Annotated in this window: 16 protein-coding genes; 6 read left to right on the forward strand and 10 right to left on the reverse strand. The window is 56.3% G+C overall.

The features are described from left to right. Nucleotides 1-14: 14 nt before the first annotated feature. From OQ460_RS19685 to rlmF, 4 genes are all read left to right on the forward strand, one after another. The gene (locus tag OQ460_RS19685) at nt 15-4,190 is read left to right on the forward strand and encodes a hypothetical protein (protein WP_410019039.1); all 4,176 of its coding nucleotides are present in this window, start codon (nt 15-17) and stop codon (nt 4,188-4,190) included. Then, nucleotides 4,187-8,518: an RHS repeat domain-containing protein gene (locus tag OQ460_RS19690; RefSeq protein WP_410019040.1), complete on the forward strand. Its 4,332-nt coding sequence runs from the start codon at nt 4,187-4,189 to the stop codon at nt 8,516-8,518. The genes OQ460_RS19685 and OQ460_RS19690 overlap by 4 nt, the downstream gene beginning before the upstream one ends. Nucleotides 8,519-8,966: 448 nt before the next feature. Continuing rightward, on the forward strand, nt 8,967-11,813 hold the full coding sequence (locus OQ460_RS19695; protein ID WP_410019041.1) for a valine--tRNA ligase: 2,847 nt from the start codon (nt 8,967-8,969) through the stop codon (nt 11,811-11,813). Between the two features lie 231 nt (nt 11,814-12,044). Beyond that, the gene (gene rlmF / locus OQ460_RS19700; RefSeq protein ID WP_410019042.1) at nt 12,045-13,064 is read left to right on the forward strand and encodes a 23S rRNA (adenine(1618)-N(6))-methyltransferase RlmF; all 1,020 of its coding nucleotides are present in this window, start codon (nt 12,045-12,047) and stop codon (nt 13,062-13,064) included. Between the two features lie 63 nt (nt 13,065-13,127). Here rlmF and OQ460_RS19705 read toward each other — a convergent pair whose 3' ends face one another. Beyond that, nucleotides 13,128-13,409, reverse strand: coding sequence for an HU family DNA-binding protein (locus tag OQ460_RS19705; RefSeq protein WP_155581180.1), 282 nt, complete (start codon nt 13,407-13,409; stop codon nt 13,128-13,130). Between the two features lie 397 nt (nt 13,410-13,806). Between OQ460_RS19705 and yejK the strand changes: the two genes are divergently transcribed. Both yejK and OQ460_RS19715 read left to right on the forward strand, forming a co-directional pair. Continuing rightward, entirely contained in the window at nt 13,807-14,811 is a 1,005-nt protein-coding gene (gene yejK, locus OQ460_RS19710) for a nucleoid-associated protein YejK (RefSeq protein WP_410019043.1), read from the forward strand. After that, a complete protein-coding gene (locus OQ460_RS19715) occupies nt 14,811-15,179 on the forward strand; it encodes a glutaredoxin family protein (protein WP_410019044.1) in 369 nt (122 codons plus the stop codon). Before yejK ends, OQ460_RS19715 begins: the two co-directional genes overlap by 1 nt. Here the strand turns inward: OQ460_RS19715 and OQ460_RS19720 are convergent. The 9 genes from OQ460_RS19720 to OQ460_RS19760 form a co-directional block, all read right to left on the reverse strand. Continuing rightward, nucleotides 15,176-16,105: a glutathione S-transferase family protein gene (locus tag OQ460_RS19720; RefSeq protein WP_410019045.1), complete on the reverse strand. Its 930-nt coding sequence runs from the start codon at nt 16,103-16,105 to the stop codon at nt 15,176-15,178. The two genes, OQ460_RS19715 and OQ460_RS19720, sit on opposite strands and share 4 nt — an antisense overlap. 85 nt (nt 16,106-16,190) lie before the next feature. Then, on the reverse strand, nt 16,191-16,475 hold the full coding sequence (locus tag OQ460_RS19725; RefSeq protein ID WP_410019046.1) for a GIY-YIG nuclease family protein: 285 nt from the start codon (nt 16,473-16,475) through the stop codon (nt 16,191-16,193). Nucleotides 16,476-16,508: 33 nt separating this feature from the next. After that, nucleotides 16,509-16,982 (reverse strand): nuclear transport factor 2 family protein, encoded by a 474-nt coding sequence (locus tag OQ460_RS19730; protein ID WP_410019047.1) that lies wholly within the window; start codon nt 16,980-16,982, stop codon nt 16,509-16,511. An 87-nt stretch (nt 16,983-17,069) separates the two neighbouring features. Continuing rightward, nucleotides 17,070-18,377 (reverse strand): CynX/NimT family MFS transporter, encoded by a 1,308-nt coding sequence (locus tag OQ460_RS19735; RefSeq protein WP_410019048.1) that lies wholly within the window; start codon nt 18,375-18,377, stop codon nt 17,070-17,072. Next, complete coding sequence (locus tag OQ460_RS19740; protein WP_410019049.1) at nt 18,367-19,026, reverse strand: FadR/GntR family transcriptional regulator; 660 nt, start codon at nt 19,024-19,026, stop codon at nt 18,367-18,369. Before OQ460_RS19740 ends, OQ460_RS19735 begins: the two co-directional genes overlap by 11 nt. Nucleotides 19,027-19,268: 242 nt before the next feature. Continuing rightward, complete coding sequence (locus OQ460_RS19745; protein ID WP_410022059.1) at nt 19,269-20,033, reverse strand: amino acid ABC transporter ATP-binding protein; 765 nt, start codon at nt 20,031-20,033, stop codon at nt 19,269-19,271. 11 nt (nt 20,034-20,044) lie between these two features. Then, the gene (locus tag OQ460_RS19750; RefSeq protein ID WP_410019050.1) at nt 20,045-21,142 is read right to left on the reverse strand and encodes an amino acid ABC transporter permease; all 1,098 of its coding nucleotides are present in this window, start codon (nt 21,140-21,142) and stop codon (nt 20,045-20,047) included. A 10-nt stretch (nt 21,143-21,152) separates the two neighbouring features. Continuing rightward, nucleotides 21,153-22,334 (reverse strand): amino acid ABC transporter permease, encoded by a 1,182-nt coding sequence (locus OQ460_RS19755; RefSeq protein WP_410019051.1) that lies wholly within the window; start codon nt 22,332-22,334, stop codon nt 21,153-21,155. A gap of 65 nt (nt 22,335-22,399) precedes the next feature. Further along, complete coding sequence (locus OQ460_RS19760; protein WP_410019052.1) at nt 22,400-23,431, reverse strand: amino acid ABC transporter substrate-binding protein; 1,032 nt, start codon at nt 23,429-23,431, stop codon at nt 22,400-22,402. Between the last annotated feature and the right edge of the window lie 273 nt (nt 23,432-23,704).

The following is a 23,704-nucleotide window of genomic DNA, read 5'->3' on the forward strand; positions in this document are numbered from 1 at the left end:
AGGAGTACAAAAAAATGATTTATCAAGGCTCGAATGACACTTTACCTTCCATGATCGGTATCGAGGAAGACAGTATCGGCGCAGGCGAACATATATGGAGAAGCCCCAGTTATATCTTGTCGGATCGGGCTTTGAATGACAAAGAACACATCCATGCCTGGGCAGTGAGAGAAAGCGACGGACGTATCATGTCGCGCATTTCGTTTACCGCCAGCGAACCAAATCATCGAGACATGGCCAAATGGCCAGCGGAGTTCCTGAGAGCCATTAACTCGGTGATCATACCTGAAGAAAGCTCAAGGCGATTACTCGCAGGAAACCTCGCTGACAACGGAGCGTTAGAAGTCTACCCAACAGGCAGTCCAACCTCATATCATTTTTCCCGTATGTCGTCGACAGAGAAAACCCAAGTCAATCGCTTCTGGCATTATGACAATGGTTGCCGTGCATTTACCTCCGCTCCATTTATTGCCAATCAAGTTGCCGCCCTACCGATCCCGGAAACCAAATTAACTGCAGACGAAAGTGCGGCCATACAAGTGCGCGATAGAACCAGCTTGCGACTATATGAAACTCATCTATTCACACCACAATCAAATAACACACCAACAAAAAACTGGTCGAAAATATTATGCCAGCAGGTTAATGATAAAAATACACACCCCGAAGACAGTTATGGAATGTTACGCGCAGGGGTATTGGACACGCTCGAAATAAACATCTCCCCAATGGAAACAGGCAATGCGCTATGGATCCCCCAGAATTCAGACTTATCCGTAGAACTGGACACTGTTACTTGGCAAAACCATGGATCACTGCAGCAGTTCACCGCCAATTTAGATGAAGTTATTCAAATATTTGTTTATGACCGCTATTCCGACACGCAACTGCCAGGCTCTCCGTTTCGCTACACCATCACGGATACCGATAGCGCAACATGCCTGGCCGCCCTTACTGAGGCACTACGCACCAGTGCATTGGGACGCTACGTGAAAATGGGCGAGGATAACCAAACCTTATGGGTAATAGGCCTTCCCATCAGAGTGGTGACGCTGGGGTTGCCAGGTATCAGCTCTGCCCATGCACAAGCACTGGAAACACTTGAAGGAAAACCGCTGTCTCTGGGCGAGCTATATGATGACTATAAAGAAGGTGTCACGATCCGGCTAAGTGATCGATGGAATGGCGATACCGTGATTTCCCGATCATTTCAGCCGGAAGATACCAGCAAGGCTACAAAAGATGCTTGGGTAATAGCACTGTGCAACTTTCTCAAGGCGAACCTCACCCCGGATGTACCGTTTGTGTGGTTCGGAGAATCGACTGCCCAGCCAGCCGTGCCCACCGATACTGATGTGCAGATAGGCCGTTGGACACTGTGGCTCCCACCGGAAACGGGGATGGTTTTGACGGCTGAGCCCAGCATGGCGATAACAGTTGAAAAAAGAGCGGAGCCGTTGCCATTAAGTACGCAGATTACATTTCGCAGAGACACACTTGTATGCGAGGAAATTTTAACAATAGGTATTGTAAAAGGATTTACTGGAAACTCTGAAAACCGGTCCTTCCCAGAAGAGGCATACTTTGACAAACTATTATCATGGGGGGATACATCCATCAGCGCAACAGATTATGAAAAACCCGTAAAACTTTATGCAGACCTTAAAGACAACATACTGCAAGATGATGACAACAGAAAAGATCTACTTCACTCGATATTCCTTAATAGCTTACCAAGAAACATTAGCCTTAATCCTATTTTTGGCACCACATTACCATCTTCTAATGTCTCCGCGCTTTCAGCTTCTCGACTATCTAGAATTGACGCCCCTAGCCAAGAAGCCGACATCTGGGATTTAGGCCTGCCAGTGCCATTCTGGATTGAAGATTGCGTAACATGCTCAAAGAAAAGCATGACATTGAAAATTCTCAATGCAAACACCCTAAACAATAACATTATCACACTACTGTCCACCCTCAGAAAACTCTCCAAACTTCACACGCTGCTGTCACAACAACTAAAACTAGTAAATCTACACAAGAAACTCATCACAGGAGAAATCATCGACAGCCTACTTCTTGAAAGAACACAAAGAACAGAATTTCAAATAGAGAATACAGCTTCCAACATATCCCGCGAGATAAAATCCCTACACAAGCTATCTATAACAAATATGTCCGAAGCAGAGAAACTTATCTCCCTCGATTTATTGAAAAATCTTGGCATCACAGAGGCAATCGCAACAACAAGCGCACCGCCCCCTTTAGAGATTATAAAACAAACTTGCGACCTACTTATCGTCTTACGTGATTTTCTTAAGGACTCAAAGGACCCAAGAAGAGAAGCATTAGTTGAGACCATTAAACATCTTGACACCTTCGAATCAATCAACTTGGATCAAACATTAAAAATACTAATCAAAATCTCAGATCCCTCCCGCCTCACCCTGACGCTAAAACTATCGCCCGAGGCCTCTAATCTTGGCATTCAGTTTGCCTTCTACCAGTCGTCGTCAACTGAAGAAATCCTCAATCACAGAAATGCAGTAGCGGAAAACAACGACAACAGAAACGACCGCTATGGCACAAGCAAACACCGGGTTAATAACGGTCTCTACCTGCATATCCCCGCCAATGTAGCCATACCCCAAGACCTCTCCATAGCCAGCGCCAGCTACATCAGCGAGGCAGGCATCGTCGCAGCAGCACCCACCGCGCTGACCATCAACCCACCGTTCACCGGAAAAGCCTTTACCCCCGCTGACTCACTCTGCGCCGACTATGCCAATACCCTGGGGTCGGAAGTATATGATGTCACTGGCGCCACCGAGAACGGTGTCGATCCCAGAACGGGACTGTTCCATGCCCATTACCCCATAGGCGTCATCCGCGGTCTTGCCGGCAAAGGCCCGGAAATCGACCTCAGGCTGCACTACTCGGCTACACGCGCCAACGAAGGCGGGCAGGGAGACGGCTGGGCCTTACGTTTTTCATCCTATGACAACCGTTTGCATCGACTGACACTGAGCAACGGGCAAACCGTGACATTAAGCTCCGATCACATCACTGGCGCCAAAGGCACAAATTCGCTGCGTATCAACGGCATTTCATTGTCCAACGCGCAAGGCACATTCGAGGAACTTGCACAACTCACCGTAACGTTTCCTTCCGGACGACGAGAAGTACTGACCGAGCCTCAGATATTCGACAGAAGAGAGCCCAGCGAGAATTATAAAAAAGCATTTTCGAACAAACTGGATAAAATTAAGGAAAACCTCGAACAGTGGCTCAAAGAAGCTGGAATGTCGCGTAACGACATTGACGGTATCGATAAACAACTCAAAGAAGTCGCCAAACTTAAATCCGATATCAACCGCAAGGCCCTGATACTTGTACCGTCCATTATCACTTCGCCACTGGGCGGGACACTGACACTGGAGTGGACAGGCAAAGAGGGACACATTCAGCTAAACGCAATTAAAGACGGCAGCATCACCTTACTGACCGCGACCCACGAAGCCCCCGTCGCCACCGGAAAATACGAAAGCACGTTCAGGGTCTGGCCAGATACGGGAGAGGAATACAGCGTCAAGCTTGAGATCCAGGATTGCCTGTTGACCACGCTGACCCGCAAGGGAAAGAACGACGCTGCGCCAACCCAAACCGTCGTGTTCGGCTACTGCGGTGAACCCGTACTGGACCGAGTGCTGAACTCGGTGGCGGAGGAGGACGGCTCACTGGAGGTGGTGAGCTATGCATCAACCTGGAAAACGTGGGACACCGAAAGTAGCAGTCTCATTCCTTTGTCACGGGTAGCACGCCATACCCTGGTGCCTGGCGCGGGTCAGCCAGCGATCAGCCACACCTGGCAATGGCGAGGCATCAACAATTTAGCCCAAGAAGATGGCAGTACATTTACCTCCACGCAAACGCTGGATAACGGCGACGACCTGGGCGGCCCGTTCACCCGTCGCACGTGGACGCTGAAGAATGGTTATCCCGTACTGACGGAAACGATTGAAGAGACCCCGGCATACTCCCGTACGACCACGCAAATGGAATACCCCGACGAAGTTCAAGGTAGCAGCATCACTGCGCAGTACCGCTGGGCGACTCAACCCATCAAAACCACCGTGACAACTGAAGGTTTGCAGGTGGCCCCGGTCACCACCGAGGAGAGTCAGTCATGAGTCAGATAACCGAAAGCACAGCCGCGATTGAAACCACCACCATGACCTATGACGTGGTACTGGGGCTGCCACAACAAATCGTGACTGACGATGGCCAGACTACATTTCTGTGCTATTACCCTGACACTACCGACAATAAAGTCCCCAAGGTCGAGAGCCTGCTAGAGGCTCTAAAGCTGGAAGACGCAACGCTGCTATCGGACGCCGTCAAGCTGAGATGCGCACAAATACCTGATACCGAACAGCCGCCGTTGATGGGCCAGTGTCAGTATCTGAGGTTCCCTGACAACAGTGTGTCGCAGGCAACACTCACCCTGTACGGCTACGCGCAAGCAACAAAAAACCAGCAGGGCGTGCTGACTCCAGACACTGTTTTGAGCCTGGAAGGCGTCGCCGTGGATACAAGCGAGGAGCCTTGGATCGTAACCATGGCGCCAGGGCGCACAGGGTTGTCAGTGAGCCTGCAGCAAGTTGTACGTAGCGACAGCGGTGATGCTCTCAAAACCGTGACAACCACCACCGTTTGGTACAAAGACAACAGCGCCCGTCAAACCCGCGTGCTGGTAGAGACCTTAACCGCTGATTCGACCGCTGGGACATTGCATGCGAAAAGTGAAACCACATTAAAAATCAAGAACAGCACATTTACATCCATCCTTTCCCAACAGATCCGGTCAGCCCGCAGCGGGCAGGTCTTACGCGAAACCCAACAGGATGAACTGGGCCAGCCAATAAACATGGTGCATCACACCTATGATGCCCGCGACCGGCTGCTCAGCAGCATTAAGTCTCCATACGACTTAAACCGCTTTTTACAGGGTACGGCACCAGATGGTGGCCAACCTCTCCAGACATTTGCGTGGATAGACGATGACAATGGCCCCTTAATCAGGACTATCGGGCCAGACGGTCGTTGTGGACAGGTGAGATATGACGGCCTGCAGCGCCCGATACGCTGGGAACTTCAGCGTACCGCCGGCACTGATCACGCTCAAAGCAACTACGTGTGCTTGCAGGAGGTCATTTATGGCGTGGATGGAGAGGTTGTACAGCAGCGCGTATATGACTATCTGCCGGGAGGCCTGCGCCTGAGCAATAACGGCATCCGTCTGTCGGACAAGCTTGGAGACTGGTTCTGGCAGGCAGAAAATAGCGCCACGAAAAATGAAGCGGATAGCCAGACCCTGACCACCGAAACCCTGACGGGCACCCTGCTCAAGGGGCCGCAGAACGCCTTGGAGATGACGCAGCGCAATCATCATAACGGCCAGGTAACGCTCAAGCAGATATATAAGCGCTGGGACGCCGACAGCAAAGCAGCAGTCGACACGGGCTTTTCGACTGAAGCGTTCGTTAATGCCAGGGGTCAACGCACCCGCGTTACAGAAATACTGCCCGGCAACGAAAAAGCGCGTCAATGGGATACAGCCTATGACGAACTGGGCCGCCGCAGCCAGATCAATGCTCCTGACGGGACAGTGGTCGAATGGGCATACCAGGGACTCAGCAGCATCCCCACCCACATCAGCGTGAAGGCCCAAAGCGGCGAGACGAAGGTACTGGGGCAACGGCGCTTGCACGGCGACGGCAATCAGGGAGACAAGATTAGCGCTCTGACTGTGGGAGCGGCTGGCTCAACCCAGCAATACACGTTTGATGACACAGGATATGTCAGGCCAGACAACACTCGGGTCTACGCCATACACAGTGATGACGGCAATACCGTTGCCTGGTATGAAAAAAAAACAACGTCACCTAGTAAAAGCCCTGGCAGGTTGCTGGGTGTCTTCAGTTACAACACGTTGACCCGAGCAATGCATGCCAACCGCCCAGCAACACCAGACGCTCCCCAAAGCACGATCACCTATTCGAGCGTGTATCCACAACTCCTGGGGCTCTATCGCACTGATCGAGTAATACGTGGTTTCTCACAGACGCGGCGCAGTCGACACTCCCTGCGGGGTGAGATAGCCGATGTGCTGCACCCCAGTGGGATTGCAACCCGTGCCTGGACGGATACACAAAACCGCCGTACTCGGGTACGACGTGGCCGTCTGGAATACCGTTATCGATATGGCGCACAGGGGGAGTGCGAGCAGGTGACCGTACAGGACATGGGCACGGGGCGAAAACAGACGGTGGATTATGTTTACGACGCGTTCGGCAGGGAAGCGCAGCGTACTTATCGGCTGGACGATAAGGTCAGGAGCCGATACGTACAGACTTGGTCTTCTATTGGGCAACTATTAACCAAGGCATGGTATCGAGACGGGGAAAGCACGGCTACCAGAACGGAAACATTCGAGTATTACACGACAGGGGACGGTGGGCGCGACGAACTGAAAGCCTGGTCCGTTGACACTGTCGACGGCTACGACGTTCTGGATGTAAATGGCGAGCCCCTCATCGATCAGGCCTATACCTATGATGCAATAGGTAATCTTCTGACCTGTACCTCCACCTTTGTGGGGGGTGAAATTGAAACGCGAACTTACAGTTATGAAAACAATACCCAACCCACTTGGCGCACAAAGGTTAGTGTCAGTAACGCATCTGGCACAGTAACAACAACATTGGATTATGACTCTAACGGCAACCTGACGACCAATCAGCAGAAACAGACACTCACCTACACCGCCACCGGCCAGTTGCAATCCGTCTACGCTCCAGAAACCGCGGCCTTGCTTGCCTCCTATGAATATGATGAAGAAGGGCGTCTGGCGGCACAGTGGGATGAAGCGAAGCAAGAACGCAGGATATTGCAATACAGCAATGACCAGTTGTGCGGTGAAGTGTGGCTGGATGCGCAAGGACAAACTATCAGACGTCGTGCTCTGGATGAAGAAGCCGGCCTGGCAGTGCACATGCGCGAAGGTCTGGGCGCAAGCGAAACCACCGCAATCTTATTTATCATGCCAGACCCCCAACATGGCGGTGGCGAAGAGTTTTCGCTGAACAGCCAGGGAGAATGGCAGAGCCGATCGGTCAATTTTACGCCATGGGGCGAAGCGCCACTGGCGGGATTGAATGCTATGAAAAGCGGCATGGGCTATAACAGCCAATGTGTCGATCCGATCACCGGGAGCTACCACCCCGGGCACGGCTACCGGGTATATGACCCAAGGCACCAGGCGTTTTATCAAGGCGATAACCTAAGCCCGTTTGGAGCTGGCGGGCTTAACGACAGGGCGTATTGTGCCGGCAGAGATCCGGTGAACTGGCATGACCCAAGCGGGCATATCATGATGAGCCGCCGTGACGAAGCCATGAGCCTGACTTCGCTTGACGACATGATCCGGGATACGGCCCCTCCCTACCACGAACCGGCAGAGTGGTGGGAATGGGCGCTGCTGGGAGTGTTTTTTGCTCTGGCAATTATCGGATCAATCGCGTCCGGGGGGTTGCTGGCCGCGATTCTCCTCACAGTTGGAACGGCAGCATTTGCCACGGGAGCCGCGTCCCTGGCACTTCAACAAAGCAACCCGGCCCTGTCGCAAGCACTCGGCTGGGTATCACTTGGGGTGAGCATGCTCGATCTCTTCGCCGGGGGCATCGCGAAAATAGGGGCAGCAATCGTAAGCGGCGCTCGCGCGGGCGCTCAAGCTTTGCGCGTCCTGCGTACTACCGTGAAACTCCACTGCGTTAGCAAGCTACTTAAAGCGCGAGCGCTAAAGGCGAGGAGCTGGGTTACCCAAAACCCACGGGCGCGAGCTAACGTTGAACTTGGTGGCACGATGAAAGAGATCGCCCACATTCAAGACAGCACTTACATGTTTGAAGATACTTACAACAAAGGGCGTCGTCTTAATATCGCCGGGCACGGCATTGAAGTTAACCCTGGTGAATTCAACATCTTTATAAATCGCCAAATCAAACCAATAACCATTTTAGGAAGGGACATAAAAATACCTAAAACTCCCGGCACCCTTGAATTATTCGGAACAGAAACTGTGTGGAACGCTAAAAAATTATACTCTGAGCTGATCCATCGAGGCGTCGACTTTGATCAATACGATACTATTCGTTTACTTATGTGTCACTCTTCAGAGGGGCCCAATTCGTTCGCGGCTCAATTTTCGAAGCTTACAAGGAGGCCAGTCAAGGGCTTTATTCAGCCCCTCACAGCAGCTCATGAACCTGAGGAAGTGGCTGAAATTCTTATAGAGGCTCAAAAATACTCACTAAGCACCCAAATTAAAAATACTTATGCACAAAAGCGCTACTTCACTGTAAGAAAATCAGGCTACATGGACAGTTCGACCAAAGAAATCCTCATGCCTATCTATAGGCCGCAGTGGTTCCCTAGCAGACCTGTAAAAGTTTCGTGATCAACCGATTTATCATTTTTTATATAGGAGCCTCTTGTGAGGCTCCGTCCTTTTATAAAAACCTCACTAATATAACAACCTGAAGAATCATAGTTTTTATATTTTTGCTGATGGAAATTTCAAACCCCAAGCTTGATCGGATATTCAAAGGTTTTATTGCTATTACCCCATGACCATTTCCAGGCTCGCGCCTTCCAGTAGTAAAGCTTCACAGTCCTCAGCCGATTGCGTTTGCGGCAGTCTCCTTGTCCAGAATTGCCTCAGTTCCGAGTTCTCGCAGACGTAGGTGTTATTTGTAGCTCGCGGCGGCGACGCATCTACATGCCTGAAACCTTCAGGGTGACGCAAATTTCGGTCCCCCTTCGGCACCTCGCTCTACGCGCAGCCCGCTATCCCCGTTATACTTGCCGGCTTTCCTGAATTAATGCCAACTAGGGTCCCGCCGCGCATGGATAAGACCTACCAGCCGCACGCCATTGAAACTTCCTGGTACAACACCTGGGAGTCCGAGAATTATTTCGCCCCGCAAGGCGCGGGCGATTCCTACACCATCATGATCCCGCCACCGAACGTCACTGGCAGCCTGCACATGGGCCATGGCTTCAACAACGCGATCATGGATGCGCTGATCCGTTTCCGCCGCATGCAGGGTCGAGACACCCTGTGGCAGCCGGGTACCGACCACGCCGGTATCGCCACGCAGATGCTGGTGGAGCGCCAACTCGAAGCCACCGGCCAGAACCGTCATGACCTGGGTCGCGAGAAATTCCTCGAGAAAGTCTGGGAATGGAAAGACCAGTCCGGCGGCAATATCAGCCGTCAGATTCGCCGCCTCGGCTCGTCCGTCGACTGGAGCCGCGAGCGCTTCACCATGGACGACGGGCTGTCGGAAGCCGTTAAAGAAGCCTTCGTGCGCCTGCATGAAGACGGCCTGATCTACCGCGGCAAGCGCCTGGTCAACTGGGACACCAAGTTGCACACGGCGATTTCCGACCTCGAAGTGGAAAACCACGACGAGAAAGGCTTCCTGTGGAACCTCAAGTACCCGCTGGCTGACAGCGCCAAGACCGCCGAGGGCAACGATTACCTGATCGTCGCCACCACCCGTCCGGAAACCATGCTCGGCGACGCCGCCGTCGCCGTTAACCCGAACGACGAGCGCTACCAGGCGCTGATCGGCAAGTTTGTCGAGCTGCCGCTGGTTGGCCGCCGCATCCCGATCATCGCGGACGACTACTGCGACCCCGAGTTCGGCACCGGCTGCGTGAAAATCACCCCGGCCCACGACTTCAACGACTACGAAGTCGGCAAGCGCCACAACCTGCCGCTACTGAACATCTTCGACAAGAACGCCGCCGTATTGCCGGCCTGCCAGGTGTTCAACCTGGACGGCACGCTGAACGACAGCATCGACAGCAAGATCCCGGCCGAATACGCCGGCCTCGACCGTTTCGAAGCACGCAAGCAGATCGTGGCCGCGTTCGACGCCGCCGGTTTGCTGGTGAGCGTCGACGACCACGGCCTGAAAGTGCCGAAGGGCGACCGTTCCGGCACCGTAATCGAGCCGTGGCTGACCGACCAGTGGTACGTGTCCACCAAGCCGCTGGCCGAGCCTGCGATTGCCGCCGTGGAAGATGGTCGTATCCAGTTCGTGCCCAAGCAGTACGAAAACATGTACTTCTCGTGGATGCGCGACATCCAGGACTGGTGCATCAGCCGTCAGCTGTGGTGGGGCCACCGGATCCCGGCCTGGTACGACGAGTCGGGCAAAGTCTATGTAGGCCGCGACGAAGCCCAAGTGCGTGCCAAGCACAACCTGGGCCCGGATGTTGCGCTACAACAAGACAACGATGTGCTGGACACCTGGTTCAGCTCCGGCCTGTGGACCTTCTCGACCCTGGGCTGGCCACAGCAGACCGAGTTCCTGAAGAAATTCCACTCCACTGACGTGCTGGTTACCGGCTTCGACATCATTTTCTTCTGGGTTGCCCGGATGATCATGCTCACCATGCATCTGGTGAAGAACGAGGACGGCACGCCGCAGGTTCCGTTCAAGACCGTGTACGTACACGGCCTGGTGCGTGATGGCCAGGGCCAGAAGATGTCCAAGTCCAAGGGCAACGTCCTCGACCCGCTGGACATCATCGACGGCATCGACCTGGAAACCCTGGTGCAGAAACGCACCTCGGGCCTGATGCAGCCGAAACTGGCGAAGAAGATCGAAAAGCAGACCCGCGACGAATTCGCCGATGGCATCGCCAGCTACGGCACCGATGCCCTGCGCTTTACCTTCTGCTCCCTGGCATCCACCGGTCGCGACATCAAGTTCGACATGGGCCGCGTCGAAGGCTATCGCAACTTCTGCAACAAGATCTGGAACGCCGCGCGCTACGTGCTGGATAAGGGCGAAGACTGCGGCCAGAACGGCGAAGCCTATGAGCTGAGCCTGGCCGACCGCTGGATCATCTCGCAGCTGCAACGTACCGAAGCCGAAGTGACCCGCCAGCTCGACCAGTTCCGTTTCGACCTCGCGGCGCAGGCCTTGTACGAGTTCATCTGGAACCAGTATTGCGACTGGTACCTGGAACTGTCCAAGCCGGTGCTGTGGGACGAAAACGCGCCGGTTGAACGCCAGCGCGGCACCCGTCGCACCCTGGTGCGCGTGTTGGAAGTGGCGTTGCGCCTGGCACATCCGTTCATGCCGTTCATCACCGAAGAAATCTGGCAGCGCCTGGCGCCGCTGGCTGGTATCGAAGGCAAGACCATCATGCTGCAGCCTTGGCCGGTGGCCAATGAATCACGCATCGATGAAGCCGCCGAAAGCGATATCGAATGGCTCAAGACCCTGATGCTCGGCACGCGCAACATCCGCGCCGAAATGAACATCGGGCCGGGCAAGCCGTTGGCCGTGTTCGTGAAGAATGCCAGTGCCGAAGACCTGCGCCGTCTCACTGAGAACGATGCACTGCTCAAGAAGCTGGCGAAGCTGGAGTCGATTACTGTATTGGCCGAAGACGCCGAAGCACCGCTGTCCGCCACCGCACTGGTCGGCGAGATGGAAGTGCTGGTGCCGATGGCCGGCCTGATCGACAAGGGCGCGGAACTGGCCCGTCTCGACAAGGAAATCCTGCGTCTGCAAGGCGAAGTACAGCGAGTGGGTGGCAAGCTGTCCAACGCCGCCTTCGTCGACAAGGCGCCGGCCGAAGTCATCGACAAAGAGCGCGCCAAACTGGCTGAAGCTGAACAGGCTTTGGGCAAGCTGGCAGAGCAACATGCGCGGATTTCCAGCCTGTAAGGTGGGCACCGTGTAGGAAAAGGGGCCTTTACACAGTCTGTCCGGGCCTCTTTTTTCTGCTTGAAAACCCAATCAGTGTGGGATCTGGCTTGCCTGCGATGGCATCACCCGGGCTTGGTAGTTACACCGCGTCGCCTGCATCGCAGGCAAGCCAGCTCCCACATTTGAACGAGTTGTGCTCATCAAGATGTGTGACAATGCACGTCACTTTGAGCCAACACCAGAATCAACATGACCGCCCCCAGCACACCTAAACCTCCGCGCAAGAAGCCTAAAACCGCAGCCACGGCCAAACCCGTCGCACTGCGCAAAGAGGCCACCCTGCACCCGCGCAACCGCCACACGGGCCGTTACGACTTCCCGGCGCTGATCAAGACCACACCGGAACTGGCGCAATTCGTGATCATCAACCCGTATGGCAAGGAAAGCATCGACTTCGCCAGCCCCGATGCGGTGCGGGTGTTCAACCGGGCGTTGCTCAAATCGTTCTATGGCATCCAGCATTGGGATATCCCGGCAGATTACCTGTGCCCACCGGTACCAGGACGCGCGGACTATGTACACTTCCTCGCCGATCTGCTGGCCAGCACCAATGAAGGCAAGATTCCGCGGGGTTCGATCGTCAAAGTGCTGGACATCGGTATGGGCGCCAACTGTGTCTACCCGCTGATTGGCTACATGGAGTACCGCTGGAACTTCCTCGGCTCGGAAGTCGACCCGACCGCCGTGGCCGCGGCCAAGGCGATCGTGCAGTCCAACGACCTGAGCAAGGTCATCCAGTTGCGCTTGCAAGCCAACCCCAAGCACATCCTGCTGGGCCTGTTGGAGCCGGGTGAGCGCTTTGACCTGACGATGTGCAACCCACCGTTCCACGCCTCCATGGACGAAGCCACCAAAGGCAGCGAGCGTAAATGGCGCGCCCTGGGCAAAGCCGATCCCAAGCGCAAGTTGCCGGTGCTGAACTTTGGTGGCCAGTCGGCTGAGTTGTGGTGTGAAGGCGGCGAAGTGCGTTTTGTGACACAGCTTATTGCTGAGAGCGCGCACTTTGCCCACAAGGTGTTGTGGTTCAGCACCCTGGTGTCGAAAGCGTCAAACTTGCCCGCGATCGAGACAGCCCTGAAAAAAGCCGGCGCGCTGGAAAGCCAAGTGGTGGAAATGTCCCAAGGCCAGAAGCAAAGCCGCTTTGTCGCCTGGACCTTCCAGACCAAGAACGAACAGCAGATCTGGCGTCAGCGCTGGGTTCGCGACTGATAAATCGCAGGCAACAAAAAACCGTGCCCGGATCGCTCCGGAGCACGGTTTTTTTGCTGCGTCTTACTTGTTGACCGAGTCGGTCAGGCCTTTGGCCACAACCAGCTTGATCACTTTCTTGGCAGCGATTTCGATGGCTGCGCCAGTCGACGGATTACGGCCAGTACGGGCAGGACGCTCAGTCACTTTCAATTTGCCAACGCCTGGCAGAGTGATTTCGCCGCCATTTTCCAGCTGATCAGCAACGATTTGGCCCAGTTGGTCCAGCAGAGCACGCACGGTGGTTTTAGGTGCGTCTACAGCTTCAGCCAAGTCAGCGATCAGTTGGTCTTTAGTAATAGCCATTGTGGTGTTCCTTCCCTATCAAATTCATTTGGATTGCAGAGTGCAGTGTCAGCTATCGAGCCCGACCGTCATGGTCTGGCACCCCTGGCCATAACCACGAGAGATCGGGGTTATAGATACCAGAAACGGGGTTTGGTTCGACCTGACAAATGCTGAATGCACGCTTAACGCTGAGACTTCGCGTAAGACGGGGCAAAACTAGCACAGAGACGGGGAAATATCCGCCTCTAGCTACCCATTTGGTCAGCTTTATCGCTCTAAAACGTGAAAAAACCCCATATGGGCCGTCGGAAGGCAGCCAAACTGCCCATCAGACCCTCTACGACCAACGGGTGCGGTACACTGGCGACTTTTTCCGGGGAGCTGCGCTGCTCCCATTCAACCAGCCGAGAAGCCCATGCCGATCCGTCATTGCATTGTCCACCTGATCGACAAAAAACCCGACGGCACACCTGCAGTTCTCCATGCCCGCGACTCCGAACTTGCCGAGTCGGCGGCCATCGAGAACATGCTTGCCGACCTCAACGAGAGCTATAACGCCAAACAAGGCAAGGCATGGGGCTTGTTCCATGCCGAGTCCGGCGCGCACCCGTTCAGCGGCTGGTTGAAGGAGTATTTCGACGGCGGCAAGGACTTCACGGCATTCAGCCGGATTGCCGTTGAACATCTGCAAAAGCTGATGGAAGAGTCCAACCTTTCTGTCGGTGGCCACGTGTTGTTTGCCCACTATCAGCAAGGCATGACCGACTACCTGGCCATCGCCCTGCTGCACCACAGTGAAGGCGTGGCGGTGACCGATCAACTGGATGTGACGCCCTCGCGTCACCTGGATCTGGGGCAGTTGCACCTGGCCGCACGGATCAATATCTCCGAGTGGCAGAACAACAAACAATCGAAGCAGTACATTTCGTTTATCAAGGGCAAGAACGGCAAGAAGGTCTCGGAATACTTCCGCGACTTTATCGGCTGCCAGGAAGGCGTCGACGGTCCGGGTGAAACCCGCACCTTGCTCAAGGCCTTCAGTGACTTCGTCGAAAGCGAAGATCTGCCGGACGAATCCGCCCGCGAGAAAACCAAGACCCTGGTGGACTATGCCAGCAGCCAGGCCAAGCTCGGTGAGCCGATGGGCCTGGAAGAGCTGTCGGGGCTGATTGACGAAGATCGGCCGAAAGCCTTCTACGACCATATCCGCAACAAGGATTACGGCCTGTCGCCGGAGATTCCGGCGGATAAGCGCACCCTCAACCAGTTCCGCCGCTTCACCGGGCGCGCCGAAGGCCTGTCCATCAGTTTCGAAGCGCACCTGCTGGGTGACAAGATCGAATACGACGAAGCAGCCGGCACGCTGATCATCAAGGGTCTGCCGACGCAACTGACCGACCAGCTCAAGCGCCGCAACTGATGCTCGGCGGGGTCCTGAAGAAAGTCCTGCTGGTGTTGCTGGTGGTGGTCGTTATCCAGAACTGGGGCAAGATCGAGCGTTTGTTCAACCCTTCCGGAGTGGCAACCGAGCAGGTCCGCGCCAACGCTCGGGTCACGCTGTACACCACAGACTGGTGTGGGTACTGCAAACAGATCCAGCGTTTTCTCGATCAGAAAGGCGTTCCCTACACCACGATCGATATCGACAAAGACGCCGAGGGCCGCAAGGCCTACACAGCCCTGGGCGGCGGCGGGATTCCATTTGCCGATGTGAATGGCACGCTGCTGCGCGATTACAATCCGGAGGCAATCGACACTGCGCTAAAACAGCAACAGCGGTTGCCTTAGTCGATGCGAAACCCCAGGCGCGGGAAATGCACATGCACCGTACCGCCGTGCTCATCGCTACGACGCAGGATCAGCTCTTCGCGACCGGCAAACAGCAACTCTCCCGCCACAGGATCAATCCCGTAGTCAATCGCGGCAATCGTCACCTGCTGGCCCGCCTTGAAGCCATTCGGGTCTTCGAACATGTCCCGGGGCAAAGCGGCGGGCGTGGCGTTTCGAGCCACCTCCAGCGCTTGTTCGGCGCTCATTTCGCTGGCGGAGCCCTGCCCGAAGTCCAGTACCCGGGCCAACCATGCCGCAACGCCAGGATAGGCATCGACCAAAGGTGCGGTCACCGGCGTCGCCTTGAGGAACCACAAGGGGTGCGCCATGGCAAAGTCAGCAATGCACGGCTCACCGAACAGAAAGCCGCCTGGCTGCTCCTGCAACTGTTGCTCCAGGCGTGCCATGATTGTCGGCCATTGATGCTGCGCCAGCGCCAACGGTACGCGTGTTGCGCTGCCGCCGCTGAACAGGCCCGTACGGTCGGCGATAAACGCCTTGAGCGCTTCCGGGGGCAGCTTGGCAAAACGTACCGCCACCGACTCAGGTTGGAACACCAGGCTGACCGCATGGGCGAACACCACGGAATCGGCCCAACCGGCAAACGCCTGCGCGATCATTGCCTGTTGTGCGGGAAACAGGGTCGGTGTTGGTTGTTGCTGTTCCAGGCGGCGAGCGATGAGTGCGGTATCGCAATAGATATCGGCGCCAATCTGCAATACCGGGGTTTTGCGGTAGCCACCAGTCAAGGCCGTCAGGTCCGGCTTAGGCATCATCGGTGGGATATGCACCGAGCGCCAGGACAGGCCCTTGAAGCCCAGCAACAGGCGAGCCTTTTGTGCAAACGGTGATGCAGGGTAATGATGAAGAATCAACTCAGACATACTGGCATCCGCTTGATGGGTGGGCGTGCAGCTTAACGCGCCAATACATCGTGGCCTACCCGTACGCCTGATGGGCATTTATCAATCAGCGTGATGATGCACTGGCCACCAGGCACTCCTTGGCGCTTTTCTTGAGCTTCTTGATCAGGCGTTCCTGGCGCAGCGCTTCACTCTTGCTGGGGCAGGCTTCGGTATAGACCAGCGCCACCGCAGGGCTTGAGAGAAAAAAGCGCGCGCCCTTGCCGCTCTGGTGAGAGGCAAAGCGGCGTACCGGGTCATTGCTGATCCCGCAATACAACGAGCCATTGGCCGCGCGAACCAGATAGACAAACCAAGGCTTCGGCGCGACGGGTTCAAGCGGATTGTTCACAAGGTGTTCTGGCAAACGCAACGGATCTCCCTCTTATCCACGACCGGCCTGAAACGCCTTCAACCCTTTCAAGGCCTGGACCCGCACCGCATTGCGCACTAACGGCGTCCAGCCCAGCAATAGGCCTTTGGTGCCCAGGGCCTGGCGAGACCAGCGCCACAGGTCGAAGTGATCATGGTGTTCGCAAATCCTGGCGTCGCGAAACACAAACCGCGCCTGGATATCGTTGACCACGGTGTTGCCTGTGGCGCCGAACAGGTAAGTCGCCACCCAATGGGCACTGCCAGTGGACTCGTCACTGCGCACAGTATCAAAGGTCAGGGAAAAGTCCTTGGCGCGTGTGGTCAGCATACGCCACATATCGCCAGCGGCATGCCCGTGCAACTCACCGAAGGCAGGATCGCTGAACACCACATCGTCCGTATAGCAGGCCGCCATGGCCTCGGCATCCAGACGCTGAAAGGCCTCATAGAAACGGGTGATCAGGGCGTTGTGGGCATCACTCATGGGCAACCTCCGAAAGTCGTTTCAATAGACCTGCAAGATAATCCGGCATCGCGGCGAAGACTATCGTCATTCGCCACGCAAATAGCCTCAGCGCTGATCTGTGACTTTTTCACTGCTGACCCCAACGTACAACGCCCTGCCCGCCCCGAGCCCGGCGATGATCGCACCCAGGCCGATGACCGCGAATATCCATCCGATCGCGTCCCAGCCACCGGTCCAATCGTGCACCAGGCCGACCGCCAAGGGCCCCAGGGAGGCCAGGGTGTAACCGATACCTTGGGCCATGCTCGAAAGGTTGGCAGCAACATGCGAGTCCCGTGAGCGCAGCACAATCAAGGTCAGGGCCAGGCTGAACGTGCCGCCTTGCCCCAGCCCCAGGAGAATCGCCCAGCCCCACAAACCTTCCAGCGGTGCATACAGGCAACCGAACAACCCGCCGAGGGTCAGCAGCATCACAATCACGATTGCCAGGCGCTGATCCTTGCCGCGGGTGGCCAGCCACGGCGCCGCCAGGGAGCTGGCCAGTTGAACAATCACCGAGCCCGACAACACCAGCCCCGCCTGGGTCGCGGTTAGCCCGCGCCCGATAAGGACCGAAGGCAACCAGCCAAAAACGATATAGGCCAGGGACGATTGCAGCCCCATGTACACGGTCACTTGCCAGGCCAGACGATCACGCAGCAAACCGCGCACGCGGTACGCCACCTGGTGCGTACCCTGCTTCTGGCCGATCTGGGGCAACCAGCACAGCACCGCCACCAGTGCCGGCAGCACCCAGAAACCCAGGCCGATACTCCAGCTGTCAGCAAAATAATGACTCAAGGGTACGGTGGCACCGGCTGCAAGCGCCGCACCCAGGCACAGGGCCATGGTGTAGACGCCGGTCATGGTCCCGGCGTGCCTGGCAAAGTCACGCTTGACGATACCGGGCAACAGCACGCCGATGATGCCGATACTGGCACCGGCCAACAGGCTGCCGGCAAACAGTCCGACCTCACCAAAGGAGCTGCGCAAAATGATCCCGCCGCCCAGGGTCAACAAGATTCCCAGCACGACCCGCTCGGCGCCAAAGCGCCGTGCCAGGATCGGAGCCAGCGGTGCAAACAGGCCCAGGCAGAGTACCGGCAAGGTGGTCAGCAAGCCGGCCCTGGCCGCTGAAAGGCCGAGGCTTGCCGACACTTCGCTGAGCAACGGCGCCATGCTCGATAGCGCCGGGCGCAGGTTCAACGCAACCAGAATCAGGCCCAGCAGCAACAGCCATGGGCGGTTGACCACAGGCACGTGGTGCTGAACTTGCGCATCATCGGCCTCCGCGTCGATCAGCAGTTCTTCAAGGGCACTTTTTGAATCGGGCTGTTCTTTACGCAACATGGCCTGCTCGGGTTCAAGGTTCATTGATCAATTGCCGGGAAAGGGTCTTGGCGAGTTCCGCGTCCTGTTGCTCCACGGCATCAAGCAGCGCACCGTGCAGGTCGAAAACGGCTTGGCGACGTGGCTGGGCACTGAGGGTTTGACGCAGATGCGCGCCGACAATGCTCGAAAAGTAGTGATACAACTCGCTCAACGCAGGGTTGTGCGCAGCCTCCACGAGACGGCGATGGAAGATCAGGTCGGCGCAGATATACGCCTCCAGTTCACCATGGTAATGCGCCGCACTCTTGGCGAGCGCCTCACGCAAGGCCTGCAGGTCTTCATCGGTACGCCGCAACGCGGCCAGGCCAACGGCTTCGACTTCAAGAATCTGCCGTGTCTCCTGGGCCTGGGCCAAAGAGCAATGAGACATGGCCCTCATCGCCCCCAACGGGTCAGTCATCGAACGCAGGTAACTGCCATCGCCCTGACGAATCTCGATCAACCCTGAAAACGCCAATACGCGCATGGCTTCGCGCACGGTATTGCGGCTGATGCCCAGCTCGGCGGACAGTTCGGGTTCGGTGGGCAAGCGCGCGCCCACCGCCCATTTGCCCTGGGTGATGCGCTGGCGCAACTGCTCCAGGGCCTGATCGACCAGGGAGCGTTTGATCAAGGGAGCGATATCTGTCATGACCTGCAGGCTTTCGTCCAATCATAGGATGAATTTACCTACAGCTTATTCGGACTTTCCTACAGAAACAACGCATCGGTTTTTAAGAAGGGAAGCGGACAAAAACAAACCCGGCCCTGGAGCCTAATGCCGGTCAGTCAAAAAGCAGAACCTGTGGGAGCGGGCTTGCTCCACAGGGGGGTTGCTTAACTGACCGGCATTAGGCTCCAGAACCGGGTTTATTGTCAGGCGTCACACTTCAATCAATGAAGGATCTGGCTCAAGAACAGCTTGGTCCGGTCATTCTGCGGGTTGTCGAAGAAGTCGTTCGGCGCCGCCTGTTCGACAATCTCGCCCTTGTCCATGAAGATCACGCGGTTGGCCACGGTTCGCGCAAAGCCCATTTCATGGGTTACGCAGAGCATGGTCATGCCGTCTTCGGCCAGGCCGATCATAGTGTCGAGCACTTCCTTGACCATCTCCGGATCGAGCGCTGAAGTGGGCTCATCGAACAGCATGATTTTCGGCTTCATGCACAGCGCCCGGGCAATCGCCACGCGCTGTTGCTGCCCCCCGGACAGTTGCCCCGGAAACTTGTGGGCCTGCTCCGGGATACGCACCCGCTCCAGGTAATGCATGGCGATTTCCTCGGCCTTGCGCTTGGGCATCTTGCGCACCCACATCGGCGCCAGCGTGCAGTTCTGCAAGATGGTCAGGTGCGGGAACAGGTTGAAGTGCTGGAACACCATGCCGACTTCACGGCGCACCGTTTCGATCTGCTTGAGGTCGTTGGTCAGTTCTACGCCGTCGACCACGATGCGGCCCTGCTGATGCTCTTCCAGGCGATTGAGGCAGCGGATGGTGGTCGACTTACCCGAGCCCGACGGACCGCACAGCACAATACGCTCGCCCGGCTTGACGTTGAGGTTGATGTCTTTCAATACGTGGAACTGGCCGTACCACTTGTTGACGCCCTGCATCTGGATAATGCCTTCAGGGCTCACAGGCTGTTTGATTGCTTCGCTCATCATTGGAACTCCTAACGCTTGTGGCCTGTGTCGAGCTTGCGTTCCAGGTGCATGGAATAGCGCGACATACCAAAACAGAAAATCCAGAACACCAGGGCGGCGAACACATAGCCTTCGGTGGCCATGCCCAGCCATTTGGGATCGGCGGCGGCTTGCTTGACACTGTTGAGCAGGTCGAACAGGCCGATAATGATCACAAGGCTGGTGTCCTTGAACAGCGCGATGAAGGTGTTGACGATCCCCGGGATCACCATCTTCAAGGCCTGCGGCAAAATCACCAGGCCCATGCTGCGCCAGTAACCCAGCCCCATCGCGGCAGCGGCTTCGTACTGCCCCTTGGGAATCGCCTGCAAGCCACCGCGCACCACTTCAGCCACATAGGCCGACTGGAACAGAATCACCCCGATCAGTGCTCGCAGCAGCTTGTCGAAGTTCATGCCTTCGGGCAGGAACAGCGGCAGCATCACCGAAGACATGAACAGCACAGTGATCAACGGCACGCCGCGCCAGAACTCGATGAAGGTCACGCAGACCACACGAATCGCCGGCATGTTGGAGCGTCGTCCCAGCGCCAGCACAATCCCCAGCGGCAAGGCGCCAGCAATGCCGACCGTGGCGATCACCAGCGTCAACATCAACCCGCCCCATTGGCTGGTCGCCACGGTAGTCAGGCCGAACACGCCACCGTGCAACAGACACCAGGCGATGATTGGATACAGCACCAGGAAACCCAGGCCGTAGATTGCCTTGCGCGGGAAGCGCGAGATGAACAAGGGCGCCACGCCAACAATCGCCGACCATACGGTCAGGTCCACGCGCCAACGCAAGTCCACCGGGTAGTAGCCATACATGAACTGGCCGAAGCGCTGTTGGATAAACACCCAGCAGGCGCCTTCCTTGGTGCAGTCAGCCTGGGTGGTGCCGACCCAATTGGCGTCGATGATCGCCCAACCGAGAATCGGCGGGACCACAAGGTAAATCAGGTAGAACGCGAACAATGTCAGCAAGGTGTTGAGCCAACTGGAGAACATGTTCGCGCGCATCCATGCCACCACGCCGATGCTGCTGCTTGGCGGGGGCATGTCGGGTTTGAAAGTATGGGATGTCATGCGCGTTTCCTCACCGCTCGATCAGCGCAATGCGCTTGTTGTACCAGTTCATCAGCAAGGAAATGCTGATACTGATCGCCAGGTACACACTCATGGTGATGGCAATGACTTCGATTGCCTGCCCGGTCTGGTTCAACACCGTACCGGCAAACAGCGAGACCATTTCCGGATACCCGATACCGGCCGCCAGCGAAGAGTTCTTCGCCAGGTTCAGGTATTGGCTGGTAAGCGGTGGAATGATCACGCGAAGGGCTTGCGGGATGATCACTTTGCGCAGGGTCGGACCATTGCGCAGCCCCAACGAGTGCGCCGCTTCGGTTTGGCCGTGGCTCACCGACTTGATCCCGGAGCGCACGATTTCAGCGATGAACGCTGCGGTGTAAACCGTCAGGGCCAAGGTCAGCGCCAGCAGTTCGGGGATCAGCACCCAGCCACCGACGAAGTTGAAACCCTTGAGTTCCGGCATCTCCCAGTGCACTGGTGCGCCGAAGATCGGGATACACAGCGCCGGGATCGCCAGCAGCAACCCCAGTCCGACCCAGAACTTGTGGAACGGCTGACCGGTGGTTTCAAAACGTTTGTTGGCCCAACGGGTCATCAGCACGATGGCAACGACAGCCAGCACAACGCTGGTCACGAATGGCCAGAACCCGTCAGCGGCCAGTGCCGCCGGCATGTTCAGACCACGACTGCTGACAAAGAACACATCACCGAAGTTATGGCTGGCGCGCGGTCCAGGCATGGTCAGGAACACGGCGAAGTACCAGAACAGGATCTGCAGAAGTGGCGGAATGTTGCGAAAAACCTCCACAAATACGGTTGCCAGCTTGGCAACGATCCAGTTCTTCGACAGTCGGGCCACACCCACGATGAAACCCAGAATCGTCGCCAGGATTACACCGATGAACGTCACCAACAGCGTGTTGAGCAGCCCGATGACGAAGACGCGGGCATAACTGTCCGCTTCGGTGTAGTCGATCAGGGTTTGAGCGATGCCGAAACCGGCACTGCGCTCCAGAAAGCTGAAACCGGAGGTAATGCCCCGGTGTTCAAGGTTGGTTTGCGTGTTATCGAACAGAAACCAGCCCAACGAGACGACCGCCACAATCGTGACGATCTGAAATACCCAGGCACGCACGCGTGGATCGCTGAGGCTGAGCCTCTGCTTGGGTGCGCCAATTGAATTTTGCATGAAGTGCCCCGCAAAGAATGGAACAGAACATCACCCGGCGGTTGGCCCACCGGGTGACAGAACCATCAGCGCACTGGTGGTGCGTATTGAATGCCGCCGTTGTTCCACAGCGCGTTCAGGCCGCGGTCGATTTCCAGCGGGGTGCTCTTGCCCAGGTTTTTCTCGAATACTTCGCCGTAGTTGCCGACTTGCTTGACGACTTGCACAACCCAGTCTTTCGGCAGTTTCAGGTCCTTGCCGTATTCGCCGTCGGCACCGAGCATACGAGCGACGTCCGGGTTCTTGGTGGACTTGGCTTCGGCTTCGACGTTTTTCGAGGTAATGCCGGCTTCTTCAGCATTGAGCATGGCGTAGCCAGTCCAGCGCACGACTGCCAGCCACTCGTCGTCGCCATTACGCACGACCGGGCCCAGTGGTTCCTTGGAAATTGTTTCCGGCAGCACCACGTAGTCTTTCGGCGCAGCCAGTTTGCTGCGCTGGGCGAACAGTTGGGACTTGTCGGAGGTCAGCACGTCGCAACGCCCGGACTCCAGTGACTTGGCACTTTCGTCGGAGGTGTCGAACGTGATCGGGGTGTATTTCAGGCCGTTGCCACGGAAGTAATCGGAAACGTTCAGCTCAGTGGTGGTACCGGCCTGGATGCAGATGGTTGCACCGTCCAGTTCCTTGGCGCTCTTGACCCCAAGCTTTTTGTTTACCAGGAAGCCAATGCCATCGTAGTAGGTGATGAAGCCCGGGAATTTCAGGCCCATGCCCGCGTCACGGGAGCTGGTCATGGTGGTGTTGCGCGACAGGATGTCAATTTCGCCGGACTGCAGCGCGGTGAAACGCTCCTTGGCATTCAATTGACTGAATTTGACTTTGGTCGCGTCGCCAAATACAGCGGCGGCGACAGCACGGCAGAAGTCAGCATCGATGCCGAGGATCTTGCCAGTAGCATCCGGTACCGAGAAACCCGGCAAGCCGTCGCTCACACCACATTGCACAAAGCCCTTCTTCTGTACCGCATCCAGAGTGGCGCCCGCTTGCGCGAAACCGCTGATACCCAATACGGTCGCCGCAGTCACGATGGCCAGGGTGGATTTCAATACCTTCATTCAAACCTCCAGTTTTGCTCTTGTTGTGTCGGAGCTGCAGCTTCACCGCACCCTTTTGAGGCGATATCGACCCATGTTGGTTTTTTTTGGGGTCGAACGGTACGAAGCTGTTGCTGTAAGTCCAGTTGCTATCCTGCAAGCGGTCGTCACTGATAGTGTTACCGTCACAGAAGAGACCTGACATCGCCTTAGGCATAGCAAGCGCCGTACCAGAGTGTCGACTAAGTCGATTCAGCCTGCGGTCAATAGAAAAAGATTCAACCTGGCGACATC

It is taken from the genome of Pseudomonas imrae (assembly GCF_046352735.2).
Classification (GTDB): Bacteria; Pseudomonadota; Gammaproteobacteria; order Pseudomonadales; family Pseudomonadaceae; genus Aquipseudomonas; species Aquipseudomonas imrae.

Coding starts and splice junctions, on each gene's coding strand:
- OQ460_RS19690 (WP_410019040.1), top strand. CDS start 4,187: ATGAGTCAGATAACCGAAAGCACAGCCGCGATTGAAACCACCACCATG.
- OQ460_RS19715 (WP_410019044.1), top strand. CDS start 14,811: ATGCTCGGCGGGGTCCTGAAGAAAGTCCTGCTGGTGTTGCTGGTGGTG.
- OQ460_RS19695 (WP_410019041.1), top strand. CDS start 8,967: ATGGATAAGACCTACCAGCCGCACGCCATTGAAACTTCCTGGTACAAC.
- OQ460_RS19745 (WP_410022059.1), bottom strand. CDS start 20,033: ATGAGCGAAGCAATCAAACAGCCTGTGAGCCCTGAAGGCATTATCCAG.
- OQ460_RS19740 (WP_410019049.1), bottom strand. CDS start 19,026: ATGACAGATATCGCTCCCTTGATCAAACGCTCCCTGGTCGATCAGGCC.
- OQ460_RS19760 (WP_410019052.1), bottom strand. CDS start 23,431: ATGAAGGTATTGAAATCCACCCTGGCCATCGTGACTGCGGCGACCGTA.
- OQ460_RS19755 (WP_410019051.1), bottom strand. CDS start 22,334: ATGCAAAATTCAATTGGCGCACCCAAGCAGAGGCTCAGCCTCAGCGAT.
- OQ460_RS19720 (WP_410019045.1), bottom strand. CDS start 16,105: ATGTCTGAGTTGATTCTTCATCATTACCCTGCATCACCGTTTGCACAA.
- OQ460_RS19750 (WP_410019050.1), bottom strand. CDS start 21,142: ATGACATCCCATACTTTCAAACCCGACATGCCCCCGCCAAGCAGCAGC.
- OQ460_RS19685 (WP_410019039.1), top strand. CDS start 15: ATGATTTATCAAGGCTCGAATGACACTTTACCTTCCATGATCGGTATC.
- rlmF (WP_410019042.1), top strand. CDS start 12,045: ATGACCGCCCCCAGCACACCTAAACCTCCGCGCAAGAAGCCTAAAACC.
- OQ460_RS19735 (WP_410019048.1), bottom strand. CDS start 18,377: ATGAACCTTGAACCCGAGCAGGCCATGTTGCGTAAAGAACAGCCCGAT.
- yejK (WP_410019043.1), top strand. CDS start 13,807: ATGCCGATCCGTCATTGCATTGTCCACCTGATCGACAAAAAACCCGAC.
- OQ460_RS19730 (WP_410019047.1), bottom strand. CDS start 16,982: ATGAGTGATGCCCACAACGCCCTGATCACCCGTTTCTATGAGGCCTTT.
- OQ460_RS19705 (WP_155581180.1), bottom strand. CDS start 13,409: ATGGCTATTACTAAAGACCAACTGATCGCTGACTTGGCTGAAGCTGTA.